Source organism: Rhodococcus sp. NPDC060086 (assembly GCF_042730275.1).
GTDB lineage: Bacteria > Actinomycetota > Actinomycetes > Mycobacteriales > Mycobacteriaceae > Rhodococcus.
The window spans coordinates 1-19,574 of record NZ_JBHWWZ010000040.1 but is presented as its reverse complement, the minus strand read 5'-3'; the positions used below and the strand labels follow the sequence as shown (position 1 = coordinate 19,574).

Annotated in this window: 15 protein-coding genes and 1 pseudogene; 9 read left to right on the top strand and 7 right to left on the bottom strand. The window is 65.9% G+C overall.

The genetic code is table 11. The features are described 5' to 3' along the window. Nucleotides 1-43 precede the first annotated feature (43 nt). The 3 genes from ACFWB0_RS19290 (at nucleotide 44) to ACFWB0_RS19280 (ending at nucleotide 2,217) form a co-directional block, all read left to right on the top strand. Entirely contained in the window at nucleotides 44-538 is a 495-nt protein-coding gene (locus tag ACFWB0_RS19290) for a flavin reductase family protein (protein ID WP_378492070.1), read from the top strand. A 120-nt stretch (nucleotides 539-658) separates the two neighbouring features. Then, nucleotides 659-1,648, top strand: a complete 990-nt coding sequence (locus ACFWB0_RS19285; protein WP_378492069.1) for an LLM class flavin-dependent oxidoreductase — start codon at nucleotides 659-661, stop codon at nucleotides 1,646-1,648. 119 nt (nucleotides 1,649-1,767) lie between these two features. Then, nucleotides 1,768-2,217, top strand: coding sequence for a hypothetical protein (locus ACFWB0_RS19280; RefSeq protein ID WP_378492068.1), 450 nt, complete (start codon nucleotides 1,768-1,770; stop codon nucleotides 2,215-2,217). A 110-nt stretch (nucleotides 2,218-2,327) separates the two neighbouring features. On the opposite strand, the gene ACFWB0_RS19275 is transcribed toward ACFWB0_RS19280, so the two are convergent. From ACFWB0_RS19275 to dnaK, 5 genes are all read right to left on the bottom strand, one after another. Then, nucleotides 2,328-3,899: an FAD-binding protein gene (locus tag ACFWB0_RS19275; protein WP_378492067.1), complete on the bottom strand. Its 1,572-nt coding sequence runs from the start codon at nucleotides 3,897-3,899 to the stop codon at nucleotides 2,328-2,330. 93 nt (nucleotides 3,900-3,992) lie between these two features. Then, nucleotides 3,993-4,397 (bottom strand): heat shock protein transcriptional repressor HspR, encoded by a 405-nt coding sequence (locus tag ACFWB0_RS19270; protein WP_378492066.1) that lies wholly within the window; start codon nucleotides 4,395-4,397, stop codon nucleotides 3,993-3,995. Beyond that, nucleotides 4,394-5,572, bottom strand: a complete 1,179-nt coding sequence (gene dnaJ, locus ACFWB0_RS19265) for a molecular chaperone DnaJ (RefSeq protein ID WP_378492065.1) — start codon at nucleotides 5,570-5,572, stop codon at nucleotides 4,394-4,396. Before dnaJ ends, ACFWB0_RS19270 begins: the two co-directional genes overlap by 4 nt. Before the next feature lie 31 nt (nucleotides 5,573-5,603). After that, entirely contained in the window at nucleotides 5,604-6,239 is a 636-nt protein-coding gene (gene grpE, locus ACFWB0_RS19260; protein WP_378492064.1) for a nucleotide exchange factor GrpE, read from the bottom strand. Next, the gene (gene dnaK, locus ACFWB0_RS19255) at nucleotides 6,236-8,077 is read right to left on the bottom strand and encodes a molecular chaperone DnaK (RefSeq protein ID WP_378492063.1); all 1,842 of its coding nucleotides are present in this window, start codon (nucleotides 8,075-8,077) and stop codon (nucleotides 6,236-6,238) included. The genes grpE and dnaK overlap by 4 nt, the downstream gene beginning before the upstream one ends. Nucleotides 8,078-8,434: 357 nt before the next feature. On the opposite strand from dnaK, the gene ACFWB0_RS19250 reads away from it, so the two are divergent. Then, the gene (locus ACFWB0_RS19250; RefSeq protein ID WP_378492062.1) at nucleotides 8,435-9,349 is read left to right on the top strand and encodes a hypothetical protein; all 915 of its coding nucleotides are present in this window, start codon (nucleotides 8,435-8,437) and stop codon (nucleotides 9,347-9,349) included. A gap of 59 nt (nucleotides 9,350-9,408) precedes the next feature. Here ACFWB0_RS19250 and ACFWB0_RS19245 read toward each other — a convergent pair whose 3' ends face one another. Beyond that, the gene (locus tag ACFWB0_RS19245; protein WP_378492061.1) at nucleotides 9,409-10,167 is read right to left on the bottom strand and encodes a MerR family transcriptional regulator; all 759 of its coding nucleotides are present in this window, start codon (nucleotides 10,165-10,167) and stop codon (nucleotides 9,409-9,411) included. A 97-nt stretch (nucleotides 10,168-10,264) separates the two neighbouring features. Here ACFWB0_RS19245 and ACFWB0_RS19240 point away from each other — a divergent pair. The 4 genes and pseudogenes from ACFWB0_RS19240 to ACFWB0_RS19225 all read left to right on the top strand — a co-directional run. Beyond that, nucleotides 10,265-10,510: pseudogene (locus ACFWB0_RS19240) on the top strand (response regulator transcription factor); the annotation flags it as partial. Then, nucleotides 10,501-12,138 carry a hypothetical protein gene (locus tag ACFWB0_RS19235; protein ID WP_378492060.1) on the top strand — a complete coding sequence of 546 codons (1,638 nt, stop codon included), beginning with the start codon at nucleotides 10,501-10,503 and terminating at the stop codon, nucleotides 12,136-12,138. The pseudogene ACFWB0_RS19240 and the gene ACFWB0_RS19235, both read left to right, overlap by 10 nt. Nucleotides 12,139-12,272: 134 nt before the next feature. Then, nucleotides 12,273-13,598 (top strand): S1 family peptidase, encoded by a 1,326-nt coding sequence (locus ACFWB0_RS19230; RefSeq protein ID WP_378492059.1) that lies wholly within the window; start codon nucleotides 12,273-12,275, stop codon nucleotides 13,596-13,598. A gap of 137 nt (nucleotides 13,599-13,735) precedes the next feature. Continuing rightward, nucleotides 13,736-15,031: a S1 family peptidase gene (locus ACFWB0_RS19225; protein ID WP_378492092.1), complete on the top strand. Its 1,296-nt coding sequence runs from the start codon at nucleotides 13,736-13,738 to the stop codon at nucleotides 15,029-15,031. A 451-nt stretch (nucleotides 15,032-15,482) separates the two neighbouring features. Here ACFWB0_RS19225 and ACFWB0_RS19220 read toward each other — a convergent pair whose 3' ends face one another. Continuing rightward, nucleotides 15,483-16,157 carry an ammonium transporter gene (locus tag ACFWB0_RS19220; protein ID WP_378492058.1) on the bottom strand — a complete coding sequence of 225 codons (675 nt, stop codon included), beginning with the start codon at nucleotides 16,155-16,157 and terminating at the stop codon, nucleotides 15,483-15,485. Between the two features lie 406 nt (nucleotides 16,158-16,563). Between ACFWB0_RS19220 and ACFWB0_RS19215 the strand changes: the two genes are divergently transcribed. Further along, nucleotides 16,564-19,527 carry a (Fe-S)-binding protein gene (locus tag ACFWB0_RS19215; RefSeq protein ID WP_378492057.1) on the top strand — a complete coding sequence of 988 codons (2,964 nt, stop codon included), beginning with the start codon at nucleotides 16,564-16,566 and terminating at the stop codon, nucleotides 19,525-19,527. The last annotated feature ends 47 nt before the right edge of the window (nucleotides 19,528-19,574 follow it).

The following is a 19,574-nucleotide window of genomic DNA, read 5'->3' as shown; positions in this document are numbered from 1 at the left end:
CATGGCCCGGTAGCAGGACGACGACTTCGGAACGGAGCTGAGTATGACCGCGGAACATGCAGTGCTGGATCCACGCACGATGCGCGACGTGATGGGTAACTTCTGCACGGGAGTCACGGTGATCACCACCCTCGACGGTGAGCAGCCGCTCGGATTCGCATGCCAGTCCTTCACGTCGGTGTCGCTGGAACCGCCGCTGGTGTCGTTCTGCCCGGCTCGTACGTCGACGACCTGGCCCAAGATCCGAGAGATCGGCACTTTCGCGATCAATGTGCTCTCCGACAGCCAGCGCACACTGTGCGGGGCCTTCGCGACGAGCGGCGGAAACAAGTTCCACGGTGTGCGCTGGTCGCCGGGCGACAATGGCGCTCCCGCGATCGACGGTGCGCTTGCACGAGTGGAAGCGACCATCGAAACCGAACACGACGCCGGCGACCACACCATCGTGGTGGCCCGTGTCACCGGGTTGACCACCCTGCATCCGAACAGCCCGCTGCTGTTCTACCGCGGAACGTACGGCACCTTCGAAAACATGTGAGTCGGCCCTGATGTAAGTCGGCCCTGAAGGTAAGTCACAGGAATAGCGGTCGCCGGGAAAGGGTTGCACCGAAGGTGTGCCCGGCGGCCGGTGCCGGGCCCCGACGCGAAGGATCTCTCGGTGACTGTTCCCCTCTCCATCCTCGATCTGGCACACATCGGCAAGGGTGAATCCGCACGCGACAGCTTCGAGGCGAGCGTGAAAATGGCCCAGCTCGCAGAGAAGTGGGGTTACCGACGGATCTGGTACGCCGAGCACCACAACATGCCGACGATCGCGTCGTCGGCGACGAGTGTCCTGATCGCGCACGTCGCCGCGCACACGTCGACGATCCGTCTCGGTGCGGGTGGCATCATGCTGCCCAACCATTCGCCGCTCACCATCGCGGAACAGTTCGGCACCCTCGAAACGCTGCACCCCGGTCGTATCGATCTGGGTGTGGGCCGCGCGCCCGGCAGCGATCAGAAGACCATGCGGGCGCTGCGCCGCGACCCGTCGTCGGCCGACAGTTTCCCGCAGGACGTGCTCGAGCTGCAGGCGTATCTACGTGGTGATTCCCGTATCCCCGGTGTCGACGCGGTCCCCGGCAAGGGCACCGACGTACCGCTCTACATTCTCGGATCGTCCCTGTTCGGCGCCAAGCTCGCCGCGCTCCTCGGGTTGCCGTACGCGTTCGCGTCGCACTTCGCGCCGCAGTCCCTCGAAGAGGCGGTGCAGCTGTACCGAAACGAGTACCAGCCGTCGGAGCAGCACCCCGAACCGCACGTCATCGCCGGTGTCGGCATCATCGCCGCAGACACCGCCGACGAGGCCGCAGAGCTGTTCGAGCAGACGAAGCGTCAGCGCGTGGTGCAGATGGTCGGGCGGGGCCGCACCTTCACCGACGAAGAGATCGACATGCTCCTCGACTCCCCCGCCGGGATGCAGGTGCTCACGATGCTGCGCTACACCGCCGTCGGCACCCCCGACGAGGTGCGCACCTATCTGGACGCGTTCACCGAGCGCGCCCAGGCAGACGAGCTGATCGTCGTGTCGTCGGCGCCGGGTCGCGAGGCGTGGCTGCGGTCGCTCGAGCTGGTCGCGGAGGTCAGTGGGCTCGTCCCGGCCTGACGCTCTCGCGCATGGCCGAACGCGAATGGGAAGGTAATTTCGGCGCAACGTACTCGCGGGTACACTTTGGCCGCCAGCCGGCCACACGCAGTGGGCACCGAGACACCCGCAGGAGCACCATGAAACTTCGCACCCGCGTCATCGCCGCCGCCGTCATCGCCGCCGCAACACTCACGGCCCCCGCAACGGCAGGTGCCGAGGAGCTCCCAGACGATGGCCCCACCATCACGATGACCATCGCCAACACCACCGATGCGCCCATGATCTATGCCGGGGAACGCAACGAATACGGGCGATGGGTCGACAAGCCCGCAACAGTGATCGCGGCTCACGCGACCACGACGGTCAGCGCTGTCGCGGCGGACCGGCGCGGGTTCGGAATCCAGGTGACCTACACGATGCCGGGCGACGGGCACGTGACATTGATGTCGAGCAACTACGGCACCGGCCCTGCGAACGCCGACGGAACACGGATCGACGGCGGAAACGAGCACCGCTATTCCATCTCGTCGCACGTCGACACGGGCTTCCCCTTCATGAAGGTGGCCTACACGGTCGCCCGACCCTGAAACGACAGCCGACCCTGAAACGACAGCCGACCCTGAAACGACAGCGGCCGAACGTCACTCCCCTCGCGAGGTGAGTGACGTTCGGCCGCTTGACACTCGATGAAAGCCCGTCAGCGGGTTGCAGCATCCTTCACTGCCAGATGTGCGAACAGTGCGCTCGCACCGATCGGATTGCCGCCGCCCGGGTAGACGGTGCCGCTCGGTGCTGCCATCGTGTTCCCCGCCGCGTACAGGCCGGCGATCGGCTTACCCGCGGTATCGAGAACACGACCGACCGTGTCGGTCTTCAGACCGCCCTTGGTGCCCAGATCGGAGATCCCGAACTGCGCAGCATGGAACGGTCCCTTCTCGACCGGCACCAGCGCCGAACCCCCGCCGGTGAAAGCAAGGTCGTAGGGCTCGTCGCCGCGACCGAAATCGTCGTCGACTCCCTTGGCGGCGAACTCGTTGAACCGCGCCACCGTCGCCTCGAGGGCAGCCGCCGGAACGCCGATCTGCTCGGCGAGGCCGGCGAGGGTGTCGGCAGACTTCCACAGACCCTTCTCGACGTACTCCTCGGTCTTCGAGAACGGAACGTTCGTCGCCCCGACCGGGGGCACCTCACCGTTGCTGTCGTCGTAGATCATCCAGAACGGCAGCGTCATCGTGCCTGCGTTCATACGGTCGATGATCTCGCGGCCGAGACGGTCGTAGGGTGCGTACTCGTTCGTGAAGCGGTTGCCGTCCTGGTCGACGAAGATGCCTGCGGTGAAGCACAACGCGAAGGCGGAGCGGCCATCCGGGTGGGTCAGTCCGGGCGACCACCATGCCTCACCCATCAGGTCGACGTCGGCACCGACGGCGATACCGGCCTGATGTGCCTTGCCGAGGTTGGACCACGGCCCCATGGAGTCGCGGGCGGCGCCGGGAACGCCGTATTTGCCGCGCATCTCGTCGTTCTGGTCGAAGCCTCCTGCCGCGAGCACGACACCCTTGCGGGCACGGATCGCGCGACGCTCCCCGCCGTTCGACACGATCGCACCGACCACGACACCGTCTTCGACGACGAGCTCTTCGAGCGGTGTGTTGCGGTGCAACTGCACGTTCGGGAACTTGCGCAGCGCGATGAGGAACCGGCCGACGAGGGCGCGGCCACCGATGAGCATGTCGGGCAGCGCGTCGCCGTTGCGTTCGCGTCCGAGCGGGCCACGGATCGACTCGTTGAGTTCCGGGTCGTCGGCGATCGCCAGCGGCTTCGGCACGATGTGACGACCCTCCGCGCGCGCCTTCGGTGCCTTGCCGAAGTAGTCCGGCCACGGGTACGGCACGAACTCGAGATCTGCGTCGATCTCGAGGTAGTCGATCAGGGGTGCGCCGCCGCGGACGTATGCGTCCTGCAATTCGCGGGGAGTCCGGTCGCCGACGACGGCGTGGTAGTACTCGAGTGCGTCCTCGATGGTGTCGTCGTCACCGGCGCGCTTCAGTACAGCGTTGGTCGGGAACCAGACTCCGCCGCCACCGGAGTACGAGGTGGTGCCGCCGTAGTACTCGGAGGCTTCGACGAGGGTGACGGAGAGTCCCTCACGTGCTGCCGTGTAGGCGCCGCAGCACCCTCCGGCTCCCGATCCGACGACGAGTACGTCGCATTCTTCGGCCCAATCCACCATGCTTGATGCCTTCCGCTGCTCGGTTCTGTGGAACACGCCACAGTGTGCCCGTGCGGGACGCTCGCCGGTCGGATGATTCCGCTGATCGGGAGGCTATCGGCGCAGCGGTACGAGACAGGGCAACATCGGTCAGCGTTCGCGTTGGCCGCGCGGCTTCCACACCACCAGCGCATTGCTGCGCGGAATCGGAACCAGTTCTCGTCGCACGGAGCGGAGCTGAGCGATCTCCACCGACATCTCCGCGACCCGCTGCTGCAACGCCTCGACCTGGTTGGTCAATTCGATGATCCGCTTGATACCGGCGAGGCTGACGCCCTCGTCCTGGGACAACCGCTGAACCTCACGAAGCAGTTCGACGTCGCGCGGCGAGTACCGGCGACCGCCACCGCTGGTGCGGTGCGGGGTCACCAGTCCGAGCCGGTCGTAGTTACGCAGCGTCTGCGCGTGCATCCCTGCAAGTTCGGCCGCGACCGAGATGACGTAGACACGTGCATCCGGGTCGGGTGAGTTGCGGAAACCTGGCGTCTCGCTCATCGTGCACCTGCCCATCCTTCACGCGGATCGAATCCACCGGCCTCTTCGGCCTGAAGATATGCGCGCAGCGCCTCGGTCGCCTTGTCGTCGAGGTTCTGTGGGATGGCCACTTTGAGGGTCACCAGCAGATCGCCCGAGCCGCCGCCACGCTTCGCGACACCACGGCCGCGGACACGCATGACCCGGCCGTCGGCGGTGCCCGGCGGAATCTTCAGCCCGACACGTCCTTCCAGCGTCGGCACCGATACGGTGCCGCCCAACACGAGTTCGCCGTAGCTGACCGGAAGCACGAGGGTCAGGTCGTCGCCTTCGCGACCGAACACCTTGTCGGAACGCACATGCACCGTCACGAACAGGTCGCCCGACGGCGCGCCGCGCAGTCCGGCCTCGCCCTGCCCGGCGAGACGGATCTTGGATCCGTCCTTCACGCCGGGGGGAACGCGGACCGTGATCGTCCGCGTCCGGTTCTGCACTCCGGATCCGTGGCAGTCGTGGCACGGGTTGTCGATGATCGAGCCGCTGCCGCGGCAGTCGTCGCACGGCTCCGAGAAACCGAACGCGCCCTGGTTGCGCGAGACGATGCCACTTCCGTTGCAGCGCGGGCAGACACGCGGGCTGGTTCCCGGTTCGGCGCCGCTGCCGTGACACGTGGTGCACGGCGCGGGGCTGGTCATGCGCAGCGGAACGGTGACGCCCAGAACGGCGTCACGGAAGTCGAGTGTGGTTTCGGTTTCGACGTCGGCGCCGCGACGCGGACGCGACCGGGTGGCCCCACCGGTGCCCCCGCCGCGATTGAACACGCCGCCGAAGAGGTCGCCGAGGCCGCCGTCGCCGGCTGCGCCTCCACCGAAAAGGTCGCCGAGGTCGAAGGTGCTGCCCCCGGAGAATCCGCCGCTGCCGGGCTGGAAGCCGCTGCCACCGCCGGGGAAACCCCCGGAGGCGAACAGGCGACGGGTCTCGTCGTATTCCTTGCGCTTGGCAGGGTCGGACAGCACGGCGTTTGCTTCGCTGACCGCCTTGAAACGTTCCTCGGCGGCGGTGTCGCCGGGATTGGCGTCGGGATGCAGGTCCCGTGCCAGCTTGCGGTAGGCCTTCTTGATCTCGTCGGCCGATGCGGACGAGGAAACGCCCAGATCCTTGTAGAAGTCCTTCTCGATCCACTCCCGTTGGCTCACTGGGCGCCTCCTCCTTCCGTTGTTGTTGTTCTTACTCTGCGCCGGACTCGTCCGACGGCTTATCTTGCGGTGTGTCCGACGGATCTCCGTCGGTCACAGTCACCATCGCGTGCCGCAGGATCCGCTCGTTGTAGCGGTAGCCCTTGCGCAGGACTGTCCCGAGAACGGGATGGTTTCCGTCACCCTCCATCTGGACCGCTTCGTGGAGTTCGGGGTCGAAGGGGTCGCCCTCCACTCCGAATCCGGCCAGCCCGAGCGAGTCGAACACGGTGGTCAACTTGTCGGACATGGCCTTCAGCGGGCCCGACTCGAGATCTCCGTGTGCTCGCGCACGGTCGAGGTCGTCGAGCACGTCGAGGAACTTCGCCGCGACCGAGGCCTTGGCTTCCTCCACCGCTGCGGTGCGCTGGGCGTCGGACCGGCGCCGGTAGTTGGCGTACTCGGCTGTGACGCGCTGCAGATCTGCAGTGCGCTCGGCGAGTTCGTCCGATTCCGGCGCCTCCACCGATCCCTCGGCGGTCACTTCTGCGTCACCCTCCGAGTCAGGAGCAGGCTCCACCACGTCGCCTTCGAGAGGCTCGGTGTCGCGAACCTCGAAGGTTTCCGGGTCGATCCGTCGCTTGTCGGTGACGGTTACCGGCTCCTGCTCTGGGGTACCCGAAGTCACTTCTTCTCCGTGTCGTTGGGCTCGTCGACAACCTCGGCGTCGACGACGTCGTCGGCACCGGCGGCTGCGCCGTCACCGGCTGCCGCACCCTCGGCGCCCTGCGCCTCGTAGATGGCCTGGCCGAGAGCCTGCGACTCGGTCGCGAGCTTCTCGACGGCAGCCTTCACCGCGGCGATGTCGGATCCGGCGAGAGCGTCGTTGGCTTCCTTGATGGCAGCCTCGACCTTCTCCTTGACGTCGGCCGGCACCTTCTCCTCGTTGTCCTTGATGAACTTCTCGGTCTGGTGCACGAGCGACTCGGCCTGGTTACGAACCTCGGCCTCCTCGCGACGGGTCTTGTCTTCCTCGGCGTGGGCCTCGGCGTCCTTGACCATCCGGTCGATCTCTTCCTGGGACAGGCCGGAGCCGTCCTGGATCTTGATCGTGTTCTCCTTGCCGGTGCCCTTGTCGCGGGCGGTGACGTGCACGATGCCGTTGGCGTCGATGTCGAAGGTCACCTCGATCTGCGGGACACCGCGCGGAGCCGGTGCGATACCGCCGAGCTCGAACGAGCCGAGCAGCTTGTTGTGCGCTGCGATCTCACGCTCGCCCTGGAAGACCTGGATCTGCACGGACGGCTGGTTGTCGTCGGCCGTGGTGAAGGTCTCGGACCGCTTGGTCGGGATCGTGGTGTTGCGCTCGATGAGCTTGGTCATCACGCCGCCCTTGGTCTCGATACCCAGCGACAGCGGGGTGACGTCGAGCAGGAGGACGTCCTTGACCTCACCCTTGAGCACGCCGGCCTGCAGGGCTGCGCCCACAGCGACGACCTCGTCGGGGTTGACACCCTTGTTGGGTTCGCGGCCACCGGTGAGCTCGCGCACCAGGTCGGTGACGGCGGGCATACGGGTGGAACCACCGACGAGCACGACGTGGTCGATGTCGCCGACAGCAATGCCTGCGTCCTTGACGACCTGCTGGAACGGTGCACGGGTGCGCTCGAGGAGATCGTTGGTGATCTTCTGGAACTCCGAGCGGGTCAGCTGCTCGTCGAGGAAGAGCGGGTTCTTGTCTGCGTCGACCGTGATGTACGGCAGGTTGATGGACGTCGACTGCGAGCTCGACAGCTCGATCTTCGCCTTCTCCGCAGCCTCACGCAGGCGCTGCAGGGCCATCTTGTCCTTGGTCAGGTCCACGCCGTGCTGCGACTTGAACTTGTCGACGAGCCAGCTCACGACGCGCTCGTCCCAGTCGTCGCCACCGAGGTGGTTGTCGCCGGAGGTGGCACGCACCTCGACGACGCCGTCGCCGATCTCGAGGAGGGACACGTCGAACGTGCCGCCACCGAGGTCGAAGACGAGGATGGTCTGTTCCTTCTCACCCTTGTCGAGGCCGTATGCGAGCGCAGCCGCGGTGGGCTCGTTGACGATGCGCAGGACGTTGAGGCCGGCGATCGTGCCGGCTTCCTTCGTAGCCTGACGCTGGGAGTCGTTGAAGTACGCGGGGACCGTGATGACCGCGTCGGTGATGTCCTCGCCCAGGTACGCCTCGGCGTCGCGCTTGAGCTTCATCAGCGTGCGAGCGCTGATCTCCTGCGAGGTGTACTTCTTGTCGTCGATCGCAACGCTCCAGTCGGTGCCGACGTGGCGCTTGACCGAGCGGATCGTGCGGTCGACGTTGGTGACCGCCTGGTTCTTGGCGGGCTGGCCCACCAGAACTTCGCCGTTCTTCGCGAACGCAACAACCGACGGGGTGGTGCGTGAACCTTCAGCGTTGGCGACCACAACGGGTTCGCCGCCCTCCAGAACGGAGACGACCGAGTTGGTGGTCCCGAGGTCGATACCGACCGCACGAGCCATGATTTCCTCCAAATGCTTCGAGAATGTTCTTTTGCTCAACCTGAGCCTGTCCGACTCACACTGAGCGTGCTCGACTCGACTTTGCACCCACAGGACCCTGCAAGTCAAGCAAGTTGAGTCAGATACGCTCAAGTTGTCTGATGGGTCCAACGGCAAGTATCGGAGAAATGTTCCGGATGCGACATAGATCACATCCTTGCTACAGAAATCGACCTTTACACCACTTCCGAAGCAGCGCATCTGTCCGCAGGCGTTGTCACCGCGAGTTGTCCACAGACGCCCCCGTTGTCCACAGATTCGGTGCTCCGGCCGTGAATCCGCCCGATCTCGTCGCAGCGAGCCACGACGCTGGCGGACATGACCGAACCACCACTCCGGCTCCGATCCGATCTACTTGCCTCCGGCACAACCTCCGACGAGATCCGACACGCCCTGCGCAGCGGATCACTGAAGCGCATCGCGCGCGGCGTCTACGTCGACGGCACCACCGACCTCGACCCACTCGCGCAACACCGCGCCCGCCTGTCGACGCTCCGCGGCACGCTCTCCGACGGCGAAACCATCAGCCATATTTCGGCTGCCATCCTGCACGGATTCGATCTGTGGGACGTCGATCTCACGCGAATCCACGTCACCCGCGACCGTGCTTCCGGCGGGAGCCGCCGCGACACACGACACACCCATACGACGCCACTTCGACCCGACGAGATCTGCCGCGTCGACGGCGTACCTGTCACTTCCATCGCACGGACGGTCGTCGATCTGGCACGTACTTTGCCGGTCGACCAGACGGTGATCGCCGGAGACTCCGCACTGCGGATGTACCCGGACACCGCGTTGTCATTGCCCGATGCGCTGGCAGCGGGACGAGCGCGGCAGGGAATAGCGAAGGCTCGCCGGACAGTGGAGTTTCTCGACGGACGCAGCGAGAGCCCCGGCGAATCACTCAGCCGGCTCCGAATCCACACCGCCGGCCTCCCCGCACCCACACTCCAGCACGAACTCCGAACCGACTCCGGAGTGTTCGTCGCCCGGCCCGACTTCTTCTGGAAGGACCGAGGCGTGATCGGAGAGTTCGACGGGCGAGGCAAGTACGGTTCCGACGAACCCGGTTCGACCGCCGAGACCGTGCACCGAGAGAAGCTCAGGGAGGACGCGATCCGGTCGCTCGGCTTCGAGGTGGTGCGCTGGACGTGGCGGGAGGTCTTCGAGTTCGGCCCGGTACGCGCACGCCTCGTCGACGCAGCAGGCAGAGCACGTCGACGGTGGTAACAGCGACAACGGACAGATACAACGCTCCGCAGAGGTTGTATCTGTCCGTTGCTCCGCTTCTACGACGACCGGGACTCGTCGGCTCTCGTGATGAACTCGATCTGCTCGGGACTCGGTCCGCAGAACTCCTGCTCGATCCGCTGCGCGTTGTCGGTGTGCATGCGGAACAGGCTGTCGCGCAGGCCTTCGTCACCACCGTGGAACTGTTCGAGCAGCCCCATCCACTGCGCCGCCATCTCCTGCGCTTCGGCGCACGTCGGGTCCATCCCCGCGCTCAGCGCCGCATCCACGCGCGGGATGAGAACTTTCCACGACATTTCCGCCGCCGCGATCGTCTCCTCACCCAGCACTGCGCGCCGCTCGGCGAGATCCGCGAGCTGGGATTCGTCGAAATATCGCTTCACTGTGTCGTCCACGTCGATCACTCCTCTGATCACTTCGAGGAAGTCGGCGACCGAGGCGTCCGGCGAGGTGCGTACCTTCCGGCCGAGCATCTCGACGTGCGCGCGCAGCATTCGTGTCGCGGCAAGTTGCTCGTCCAGATAGGCGCGGTGCGCGTCGAGGATCTCCGACAGTGATGTGTCCCCGTCGGTGACCGCCGCGATGGCATGGAGCGACAAACCCAGCTGACGCAGAGCAAGCACCTGATACAGCCGGTGCACGTCCTGTTCCTCGTACAGCCGGTGCCCCGCGGAAGTCCGCCCCGACGGACGCACCAGGCCGATCTCGTCGTAGTGATGCAGTGTCCGCACCGTCAGGCCGGTCTCCGTTGCCAGTCGACCGACCTTCCATTGCCGGCCGGAACGTGTCGTCCGCATCGTTCACCCACTTCCACCGGCGCTCTCTGCACCGGCACAATCGACGCTAGGACCTCACGTTACGTAAGGATCAAGTCGACGCGACACCCATGACGAGACGCTGTCCGAACGCGAGGCAGAGGTTGCCGACCTCGCCGTTTGGAGCCTCACCTACCGTGAAGTAAGGAAACGCCTGTACATTTCCGCGAAGACCGTGGAACATCATGTCGCCGGATCCGTCGTCGCCTCGGCGCCGGAACTCGTTCCGAGCTGATCTCCATGCTCAGAGCGATGGGGTACGGCGTCGATGTTCGGCGACGTGAAAACGACCTACCTGAATGGGGGAACTTCGGCATGTCCGTAGGCGTAGGCCTGAGGGTAGGCACTTCCGTATCGTCGGTCGCCGTCACATCCTCCTCCCCCGGACGGCCCGACCCGGAACCCATCGAACGCCGGACCGCAGTGCACCTGCACTCCGACGGCACCGCCACGCTGGGTGAGCACCACGTCGTCGACGGCAACACCAGTTCGTTCACCGACTTCGTCGACCGGCTGGGACGATCCAACGGCGTCCGCGCCAACGACGGCGCCCTCTCCCGCGCAGAAGACCTCGTCGCGACCGCGATGGAATGTCTCATCGCCGACGCCGGGACCATGATCGGCAACGCACACCACACCGTCGTGGCGTCGCACCCCACCGACTGGCCGCCGTCGACCGTCGCGCTGCTCCGCAACGCCCTCGACTACGTGGGTCTGCGACACGTGTCGCTCATCTCCGACGCCGAAGCCTCCGCCGCGTGGTTCGAATCGCAGGTGGCACACCAGACCGGCCGACTCGTCGCCGTTTACCACATCGACCCGCACGGCACGACCGTGACACTGGTCCGGTCAGGCGTCGTCGCGGGTAAGGCGTTCCGCTTCGCTGAGGGCGACGCCACGTCCGTCTCCGCGCAGTTGTCGGCCGCGCTCGGAGCATTCGGCTGGCTCGTGACCAATCTCGACGCAATCGTCGTGACGCTCGACGAGACTGTCGACACCAGCGCCGCGCAGATCGTCACCCAGTCCATCAAGGCCGGTCTCGGTGTGCGATGCGCACTCGCACCCGACCCCCACCAGACGATGGTTCGTGGTGCGGCGCTCGCTGCCGCCGCGGGGTCGGTGGATCTCCTCGGGTCCACGCAGGTGCTTCCCGTTGCTCGCCCGACCGGCCCGAAGCGCGGCGGCCTGGATCCCGAGACCACCACGGTGATCGCGAAGATCACGCCTACGGCTGCGGCCGCCACCACCTCCGCAGGCGCTGCCGGAGGCGTCGGCTTCGCGAAGAACACAGCATCCGCCAACGCTGCCTCACCCGGCACGGTGAGTTCGGCCGCAGAGCCGACAGACCCAGCTTCCGGCGCCGACGAACCCGGCAAGAAGTCGAAGGTCGGCGTCTGGGCGGCAGCCGCAGCGGTTGCGGTGATCGTCGGCGCGGGGATCCTCGTCTTCTCGCTGCGCGACACCTCCACCGCGAGCGCGACCCCGCCGTCGCCCACGCCGGCCTCGATCTTCTCGACGACCACGCAGTCCCAGCCGAAGCCGACCTCGACGGCGCCCACGACTTCCGAGACATCGGCGACCACGGACACCGCAGAACCCGACGACACGGCGCCCGAGTACACGGCGCCCGGATATGTGGCCACGAACGTCCCGCAGACGCAATACGAGGCGGAAACCTCGAACACCGAGTCGTCGACGACCACCGAGAAGAACACCTCGACCACCACTGCGCCGACGAGCAGCAGCACGGGTTGGTCGCGGCGAAATCCGCCGAACGAGCCGAGCATCGGTTCGGGTGGTGGCGCAAGCCAGCCGTCGCCATCTCCGCCGTCGACGCCGAAACCTTCCGAGGAACCGGAACCCGATCCCGGGTCGGATCCAGAACCCGGGGAATCGGGTACGTCAAGCGCTGCCCCCTCCTCGACAGCCACCACGACGTCCGCAGAGATCTAGTCGAATCGGGCCCTCCGACCCCTTCAAGATCAACGTCCGGTACCGTACGCTATCCCGGGAGCACTCGACCCCACCGGGCGAAGACCACAAAACACCAGTTCACACACAAGATCGACCAATCACGAAGGGCCTTCATGCGTCACTCGCCGGCGTCGCGCGCCGCAGTCCGAACCACCATCCGTCGTGCCGTCGTCGTCGCGGCATCAGCGGTGCTGCTGATCGGACCGCTGACCGCCACCGCGAACGCCGCTCCCGCGGACCGGACGCCCGAACTGCCGGCGGAACTCGTCGAGGCCGTTCAGCGGGATCTCGGGCTCACCCCTGAGCAGTACCTCGAACGCGCAGCCCGCGCCCAGGAGCTGAACAGCTACGCACGCGACTTCCGCGCCGAGCGCCCCTCGGACTTCGCCGGAGCATGGATGAGCGCCGACGGAAGCCCTGTCGTCGCCGTCACCAACCGTGACGCAGCGCGCCAGGCCGAGAAGGACGGCTACCAGGCCACGGTCGCGCCCATCTCGGCCGACGGCCTCGAGCGAGCCCTCGCAGAGCTCAACCGGTGGGTCGCCGCACTGCCCCGTGAAGTGTCGTCACAGGTCAACAACACGTCGATCGATGTGCTGAACAACCAGATCGTCGTCGACATCGTCAATTCGCCCCTCGGCCGCGCGCTGAACCTGCCGTCGCTCATCGCGAACATCCAGGTGCAGCTGACGCCCGGCATGCCGGCCAACGATCCGGCCCCGCTCGGCGGCGACACCTACATCACCGCAGACGGCGACGTGCGCGACACACCGCTCGAGCGCATCGGTATCTGCTCGTTCGGGTTCAACGGTGTCGACGCGAACGGCGATCCCGTCAACATCACCGCCGGCCACTGCGACGCGGTAGCCCGCGACGAGGGCGGATCCACCGTGTACCTGCCCAACCGCGGGAACATCGACGAGAGCGTGCAGATCGGCTCGTTCACGAGTTCGACGGCAGGCACCGACAGCAACCTCGACTACGGCATCATCTCGCTCAACGATGCGGGCGTCGACGCAGGCCTCGACCGTCCGACGGTGCGCGGCGGCAACGGTTCGACACTGACGGTCACCGGGATTGCACGTCCTGTGGTGGGCGCTCCCGTGTGCAAGTCGGGACAGTCCTCGTCGTTCACGTGTGGTGTGGTTGCAGCCGACCACGTCGAGACCCAGCTCCTCTACGCCAATGGCAGCGCGAGCACCATTCGCGGATTCGCGACCACCGCATGCACCCTGTCGGGCGACAGTGGCGGCGCCATCGTCACGGGCACTCTCGCGCTCGGCGTCATCTCGGGTTCGAACAGTGCGGGCGCCCCCGACTGCGTCGAAGCCAATCTGGTGCTTTCCAGCAGCGGCGGAACGTCGAGCCTCGGGATCTCCGTCGGCGACATCGCAGACGCCACCGGAACCCGCGTACGCACGGAATCCGCATCCCAGTAATCACAAAAGTCACACGCGACACTCTGGTGACGGGAACATTCGCTCCCGTCACCAGTGTCAGCCAATATGATCGTGTCGCCGATCCGCTCCGATCGGCCTCTCCACGCGATGCGTGGAGGTCAATGAGAAAGGTATCCATGCGACGCTCCTTCGCACGTCGGGCAGCCGTCATCGGCTCAGCCGCCGCGCTCCTCATCGGACCTGCCGCGCTCGTGGCACAGGCCGACCCGGCCCCCGTCCAGACCACGGACCTGCCCGCCGAACTCGTCGAAGCGTTGGATCGAGACCTTCAGATCAGCCCTGAGCGGTTCCTCCAGGACGCCGCACGAAGCCAGGATCTGGCACGTTTCGCAGAGACGGCACGCGAACAGTTCGCCGCCGTGTTCGCCGGTGTGTGGCTCGACGACCAGGGCACAGCCACCGTCGGACTCGCGGAAGGTGAGCAGTTCGACGAGGCCCGCACCTCCGCCGAGGATGCCGGGTTCGCCGTGCAGCGGACCGAGGACAGCGAGAACGCCCTCAACGACGAACTGAAGGCTCTCAACGACTGGCTCGAGACGCAGCCGCCCGCCATCGCCGATGTGGTTCGCGGTGTCGCTATCGACGTCATCAACAACGACATCATCGTGCGCGCCGAGAATGTCGCCGGAATCGAACTGCCCGAATTCCTCTCGGGCGTGCGGGTGTTGTTCGCTCCCGTCGAGCTCACGCCGCAGCCCGCCGCCGACCTGCATCCCGTTGCCGGGAACGCAGCACCCGACGCGCTGCTCGGTGGCGACGCCTACGCATCGCTCGGACAGGGAACTGGCCTGCGCTGCTCCCTCGGCTTCAACGCCGAGGACAACCGCGGACCCGTCAATATCACCGCCGGTCACTGCGACCCGAACCGCGCTCAGGCCGGCACCGACTGGGCGTCCGATGTGTACCAGCTGAACGGTGAGACGCTCGGTCAGCACCTCGGCTCGTTCGAGAAGACCAGCCTGGACGACAGCGACTACGCCATCATCCGCCCCACCGGCCAGGCCGAGAGCCGGTTCGAGAACAACGGCGTCCGCGTGCCGGGTGCCGCGCCTCTGCCGATCACCGGCACCGCCGATCCCATCGTCGGAACGCCCGTCTGCAAGTCGGGTCTGCGCACCGGTTACAGCTGCGGCGTCGTGACCGCGGCGAGCCAGAACGTCGAGATCGGTCACCGCGTCCTGCAGAACGGCTTCTCGACCAACCTGTGCGCACTCCAGGGCGACAGTGGCGGCACGCTCGTCACCGGCACCCTGGCCATGGGCATCTCGAGCGCCTCGAACGTCGGCCAGTACGGCATGTGCGAGATCGCCAGCATCGTCAGCGGCCTGCTGGGCGAATCCCCCGAACTGTTCGCGACGCCGATCAACTCGATCCTCGCCGACAACCCGGGTCTGAAGATCCGCACCAGCTAGCCCTCACGTAAGCAACAGTGCCCGCCTTCCACTCGGAAGGCGGGCACTGTTGCTTACGGCCGCGGCGTCCTGCCACTGTCTGCTACCCGCTGCCCGCCCACCCGCTTCCGAGCGAATGTATCCTTCGTCTCCTTCATCGAGACGAGTGGCACATTCGCTCAGTCGTGGTGGGAAGCTCGGGCCGGGCGTGGGTGCGGAGTGTCGACGCGGCATCAAGATCGAAGCGGGATAAGCTCCGGAAATCTCGTTCGGCCGCACAACGAACGATGACGGGGAGGCCCCCGCTCATCGGCGGCGAATTACAGGGAGGACGTAAATGTTCGGATCGAGCATTGGAAGCGCCGATTTGGTAGCGGGCTGGATCAACCTCTTGCTCCAGCTGTTCTGGTTCAGCTGACACGGAACGGCCCCGCCGTCCAATGGATGGCGGGGCCGTTCGTCGACTGAAGAATCAGTTCGCGTACACCGTGGTTCCGGGAGGAGCCGTCAGCGTCTGGATGAGGCCGACGCCCGCGATGACAAGCGTCGGGCCGCCCGCGGCGATGGTGCCGAGCACACCGCCGACGGCGGCTCCCGGAACACACCCGACTGCCAGGAGCGGAAGCGTCGCCACCGAGCCGACAATGCAGCCGATGACGGTACCGGTCAGACCACCCACGGCAGTCGCAATACCGAGCTGCGACGCGAAGTTCTGCTGAGCCTTGAGGTTCTCATCGGGCGAAGCCACGTCCGTCACCTTGAGCGCGACGGGCGTGATGCCCGGGACAACCTTGTCCTCGGGTGCAACGGGAGTCGCCTGCGTCAGGTCGGTCGACGGCGTCAGCGTGAGGGTCTTGCCGTCCTCGCTGATCTCACGCTCGAACGGCAGCTGAATGTCGCCGAGCTGGATTGCCAGCGGCAGGCTGACGACAGTGTTGCCGGCGTCGTCCTGCAGTTCGACGCTCTGGCCGTCGCCCGAGACCTGGAACGCGCCTGCGTCGATGACGGTGACGACCGACTGGCCGTCCACCTTCGACTCGTAGTTGATCTCGTCCGGGGCTGCCGGGGCCGCGTAGGAGGTTCCAGCCGTGATCCCCATTGCGGCGATGGTCATCGTCGCTACAGCGGCAAGCTTCCTGAGCTTCATGTATTTCCGTTCTGTGACATGGCGCACGCCTGAAGACGCCCCCATATTTCTCTGTACGCGTGAGACTTCCGAACCCCCGACGACGTTCTTTTTGTCCGAAAGTCACGTCCGGTCCAGAATCATAACTGACGTCACAGCGATTTGTTATCCGGGTAAGGCCTGATAGATGCCGAATCGTAGCCAAAAGCGCTTACATGCCACACATTCCACGTAGCGCAGTTAGGACATCCTGGCTCGAATTGGCGGAATACCCGAATATACGGTGGCCTCCGCACTGACTCAGCAGCACGACAGCTAGTTACCAGGTAGTAACTCCAACATAGTTACCAGCGGGTAACTTAGCGTGCGTTACGATGCTGAGGCTTATACCAGGCGGGCTGTCCGCCCCCGACACGAAAGGCCACGTATGAATGCCCTGACGATCACGTTGGGCACGATCGGCGTGCTGCTCAGCCTCGTGTGTTGGTACTCCTTCATCGGCGGCGCGTGGAAGATGGTCAACACCATCCGGATCGGCCAACCGGCCCCGGACCGGTGGCGTCCGTTCTTCCCGCGCTTCAAGCAGATGATCGTCGAGTTCCTCGCGCACACGAGAATGACCAAGTTCCGGACCGTCGGCTGGGCTCACTGGCTCGTCATGGTCGGCTTCATGCTCGGCGCGATCGTCTGGTTCGAGGCATACGGCCAGACGTTCAGCCCCGAGTTCCACTGGCCCCTCATCGGCAACACCGCGGTCTACCATTTCCTCGACGAGATTCTCGGCCTCGGCACGGTGATCGGCATTCTCGTGCTCATCATCATCCGCCAGCTGAACCACCCGCGTCAGCCCGGCCGGATGTCGCGCTTCACCGGCTCCGATTTCAAGGCCGCGTACTTCGTCGAGGCAGTCGTCCTCATCGAGGGCCTCGGCATGATCTTCGTGAAGGCCGGCAAGATCGCCACCTACGGCGGCGGCCACATGAGTACCGACTTCTTCACGATGAACCTCGCCAAGCTCCTCCCCGCGAGCCCCGAGATGGTGTCCGTCTTCGCGTTCATCAAGTTGATGTCCGGCATGATCTGGCTGTACATCGTCGGCCGCAACATCACGTGGGGTGTCGCATGGCACCGTTTCGCCGCGTTCGCCAACATCTACTTCAAGCGTGAGGACGACGGCGGCGTCGCCCTCGGTGCCGCGAAGCCCATGATGTCGAAGGGCAAGCCCGTCGACATGGAAGAAGCCGATCCCGACACCGACACCTTCGGTGCCGGTCGCATCGAGGACTTCTCGTGGAAGGGCTGGCTGGACTTCAGCACCTGCACCGAGTGCGGCCGCTGCCAGTCCCAGTGCCCCGCATGGAACACCGGTAAGCCGCTGTCGCCGAAGCTGCTCATCATGTCGCTGCGCGACCACGGCAACGCCAAGGCTCCCTACCTGCTGGCCGGTGGCCGCACGGACATGGGCGGCGACGAGGTCGGACTGGTCGACAGCGAAGGCAACGTCGACGAAGCCGCACTCGCCAAGATCCCCGAGGCGGCACGTGCCGAAGCGGGCCGCAAGCTCGTCGGCGAATCGGCCGAACTCGTCGAAGCCGGCGAACTCACCCCCGTCATCGACACCGAGACGCTGTGGAGCTGCACCAGCTGTGGTGCGTGTGTCGAGCAGTGCCCGGTGGACATCGAGCACGTCGACCACATCATCGACATGCGTCGCTACCAGGTGCTCATCGAATCGGACTTCCCGTCCGAACTCGCGGGTCTGTTCAAGAACCTCGAGAACAAGGGCAACCCCTGGGGCCAGAACTCCAAGGACCGTCTCAACTGGATCAACGAGATGGACTTCGAGATCCCGGTCTTCGGTCAGGACGCCGACAGCTTCGACGGCTACGAGTACCTCTTCTGGGTCGGTTGCGCCGGCGCCTACGAGGACCGCGCCAAGAAGACCACGAAGGCCGTCGCCGAACTGCTCGCCACCGCTGGCACCAAGTTCATGGTGCTCGGCGCCGACGAGACCTGCACCGGCGACTCCGCTCGCCGCGCGGGTAACGAGTTCCTGTTCCAACAGCTCGCGCAGCAGAACATCGAGGTCCTCGACGGCGTCTTCGAGGGTGTCGAGCAGAGCAAGCGCAAGATCGTCGTCACCTGTGCGCACTGCTTCAACGCGCTGAACAACGAGTACCCGGAGGTCGGCGGCAACTACGAAGTCGTCCACCACACCCAGCTGCTCAACCGCCTGGTGCGGGCGAAGAAGCTGGTCCAGGTCACGTCGGTCGGCGAAGACGTCACCTACCACGACCCGTGCTTCCTCGGCCGCCACAACAAGGTGTACAACGCGCCGCGTGAACTGATGGCCGCGTCGGGCGCGAAGCTCGTCGAAATGCCTCGCCACGGCGAGCGGTCCATGTGCTGTGGTGCCGGTGGCGCCCGCATGTGGATGGAAGAGCGCATCGGTAAGCGCATCAACGTCGATCGCGTCGACGAGGCGTTGAGCACCGATCCCAAGAAGATCGCGACGGGCTGCCCGTTCTGCCGCGTCATGCTCACCGACGGTGTCACGGCACGTCAGGAAGAGGGCAAGGGCGAAGGTGTCGAGGTCGTCGACGTCGCGCAGCTCATGCTCGAGTCCATCGCACGGGTCGAGGCAGAGAAGCTCACGGAGAACCTCAAGGTGATCCAGGAGCCGAAGACTCCGGTCGAGGCCGAAGCTGTCGCCGAGGCCATCGAGGAAGAACGCGTCGAGGAGATCGAGGAGGCTGCGGCCACCCCTGAAGCTCCCAAGACGACGGGTGTTCCGAAGGCCGGCGGTCTGCAGATGAAGGGCGGACTCAAGGGACCCGGCGCCAAGAAGGCAGCCGCTCCCGCTGCAGCTCCGGCCGCTGAGACTGCGGAGGCTCCGAAGGCGAAGCCCGGTGGCCTGCAGATGAAGGGCGGGCTCAAGGGACCCGGCGCCAAGAAGGCAGCGGCACCTGCAGCAGCCGCACCGGAGGCCGCCGCTCCCGAGGCGTCTGCACCGTCCGAAGCTCCGGCCGTCCCGAAGGCCAAGCCCGGCGGACTGCAGATGAAGGGCGGACTCAAGGGACCGGGCGCCAAGAAGGCAGCGGCACCTGCAGCAGCCGCACCGGAAGCCGCCGCTCCCGAGGCATCTGCACCGGCGACCGAGTCGGCACCTCCGACCGCCAAGCCCGGTGGTCTGCAGCTCAAGAGCGGACTCAAGGGACCGGGCCCGAAGAAGGCTGCGCCTGCAGCCAAGCCCGCAGCAGAACCGGCTCCCGAGCCGGAAGCCGCGGCCGAGCCCGAAGCCGCTCCGGAGGCGCCGGCCGCAGCTCCGCCCAAGGCCAAGCCCGGCGGACTGCAGATCAAGGGTGGCCCGAAGCCGCCCGGCCGTAAGTAAGCAGGCCTAGTACAAAGCAAGCAGCCCTGGTGGTCATCCACCAGGGC

Bases quoted from the DNA above. Each gene is read 5' to 3' on its own strand.
- ACFWB0_RS19290 (WP_378492070.1), top strand. From the start codon at position 44: ATGACCGCGGAACATGCAGTGCTGGATCCACGCACGATGCGCGACGTG.
- ACFWB0_RS19280 (WP_378492068.1), top strand. From the start codon at position 1,768: ATGAAACTTCGCACCCGCGTCATCGCCGCCGCCGTCATCGCCGCCGCA.
- ACFWB0_RS19270 (WP_378492066.1), bottom strand. From the start codon at position 4,397: ATGAGCGAGACGCCAGGTTTCCGCAACTCACCCGACCCGGATGCACGT.
- dnaK (WP_378492063.1), bottom strand. From the start codon at position 8,077: ATGGCTCGTGCGGTCGGTATCGACCTCGGGACCACCAACTCGGTCGTC.
- ACFWB0_RS19250 (WP_378492062.1), top strand. From the start codon at position 8,435: ATGACCGAACCACCACTCCGGCTCCGATCCGATCTACTTGCCTCCGGC.
- ACFWB0_RS19245 (WP_378492061.1), bottom strand. From the start codon at position 10,167: ATGCGGACGACACGTTCCGGCCGGCAATGGAAGGTCGGTCGACTGGCA.
- ACFWB0_RS19235 (WP_378492060.1), top strand. From the start codon at position 10,501: ATGTCCGTAGGCGTAGGCCTGAGGGTAGGCACTTCCGTATCGTCGGTC.
- ACFWB0_RS19230 (WP_378492059.1), top strand. From the start codon at position 12,273: ATGCGTCACTCGCCGGCGTCGCGCGCCGCAGTCCGAACCACCATCCGT.
- ACFWB0_RS19225 (WP_378492092.1), top strand. From the start codon at position 13,736: ATGCGACGCTCCTTCGCACGTCGGGCAGCCGTCATCGGCTCAGCCGCC.
- ACFWB0_RS19220 (WP_378492058.1), bottom strand. From the start codon at position 16,157: ATGAAGCTCAGGAAGCTTGCCGCTGTAGCGACGATGACCATCGCCGCA.
- ACFWB0_RS19215 (WP_378492057.1), top strand. From the start codon at position 16,564: ATGAATGCCCTGACGATCACGTTGGGCACGATCGGCGTGCTGCTCAGC.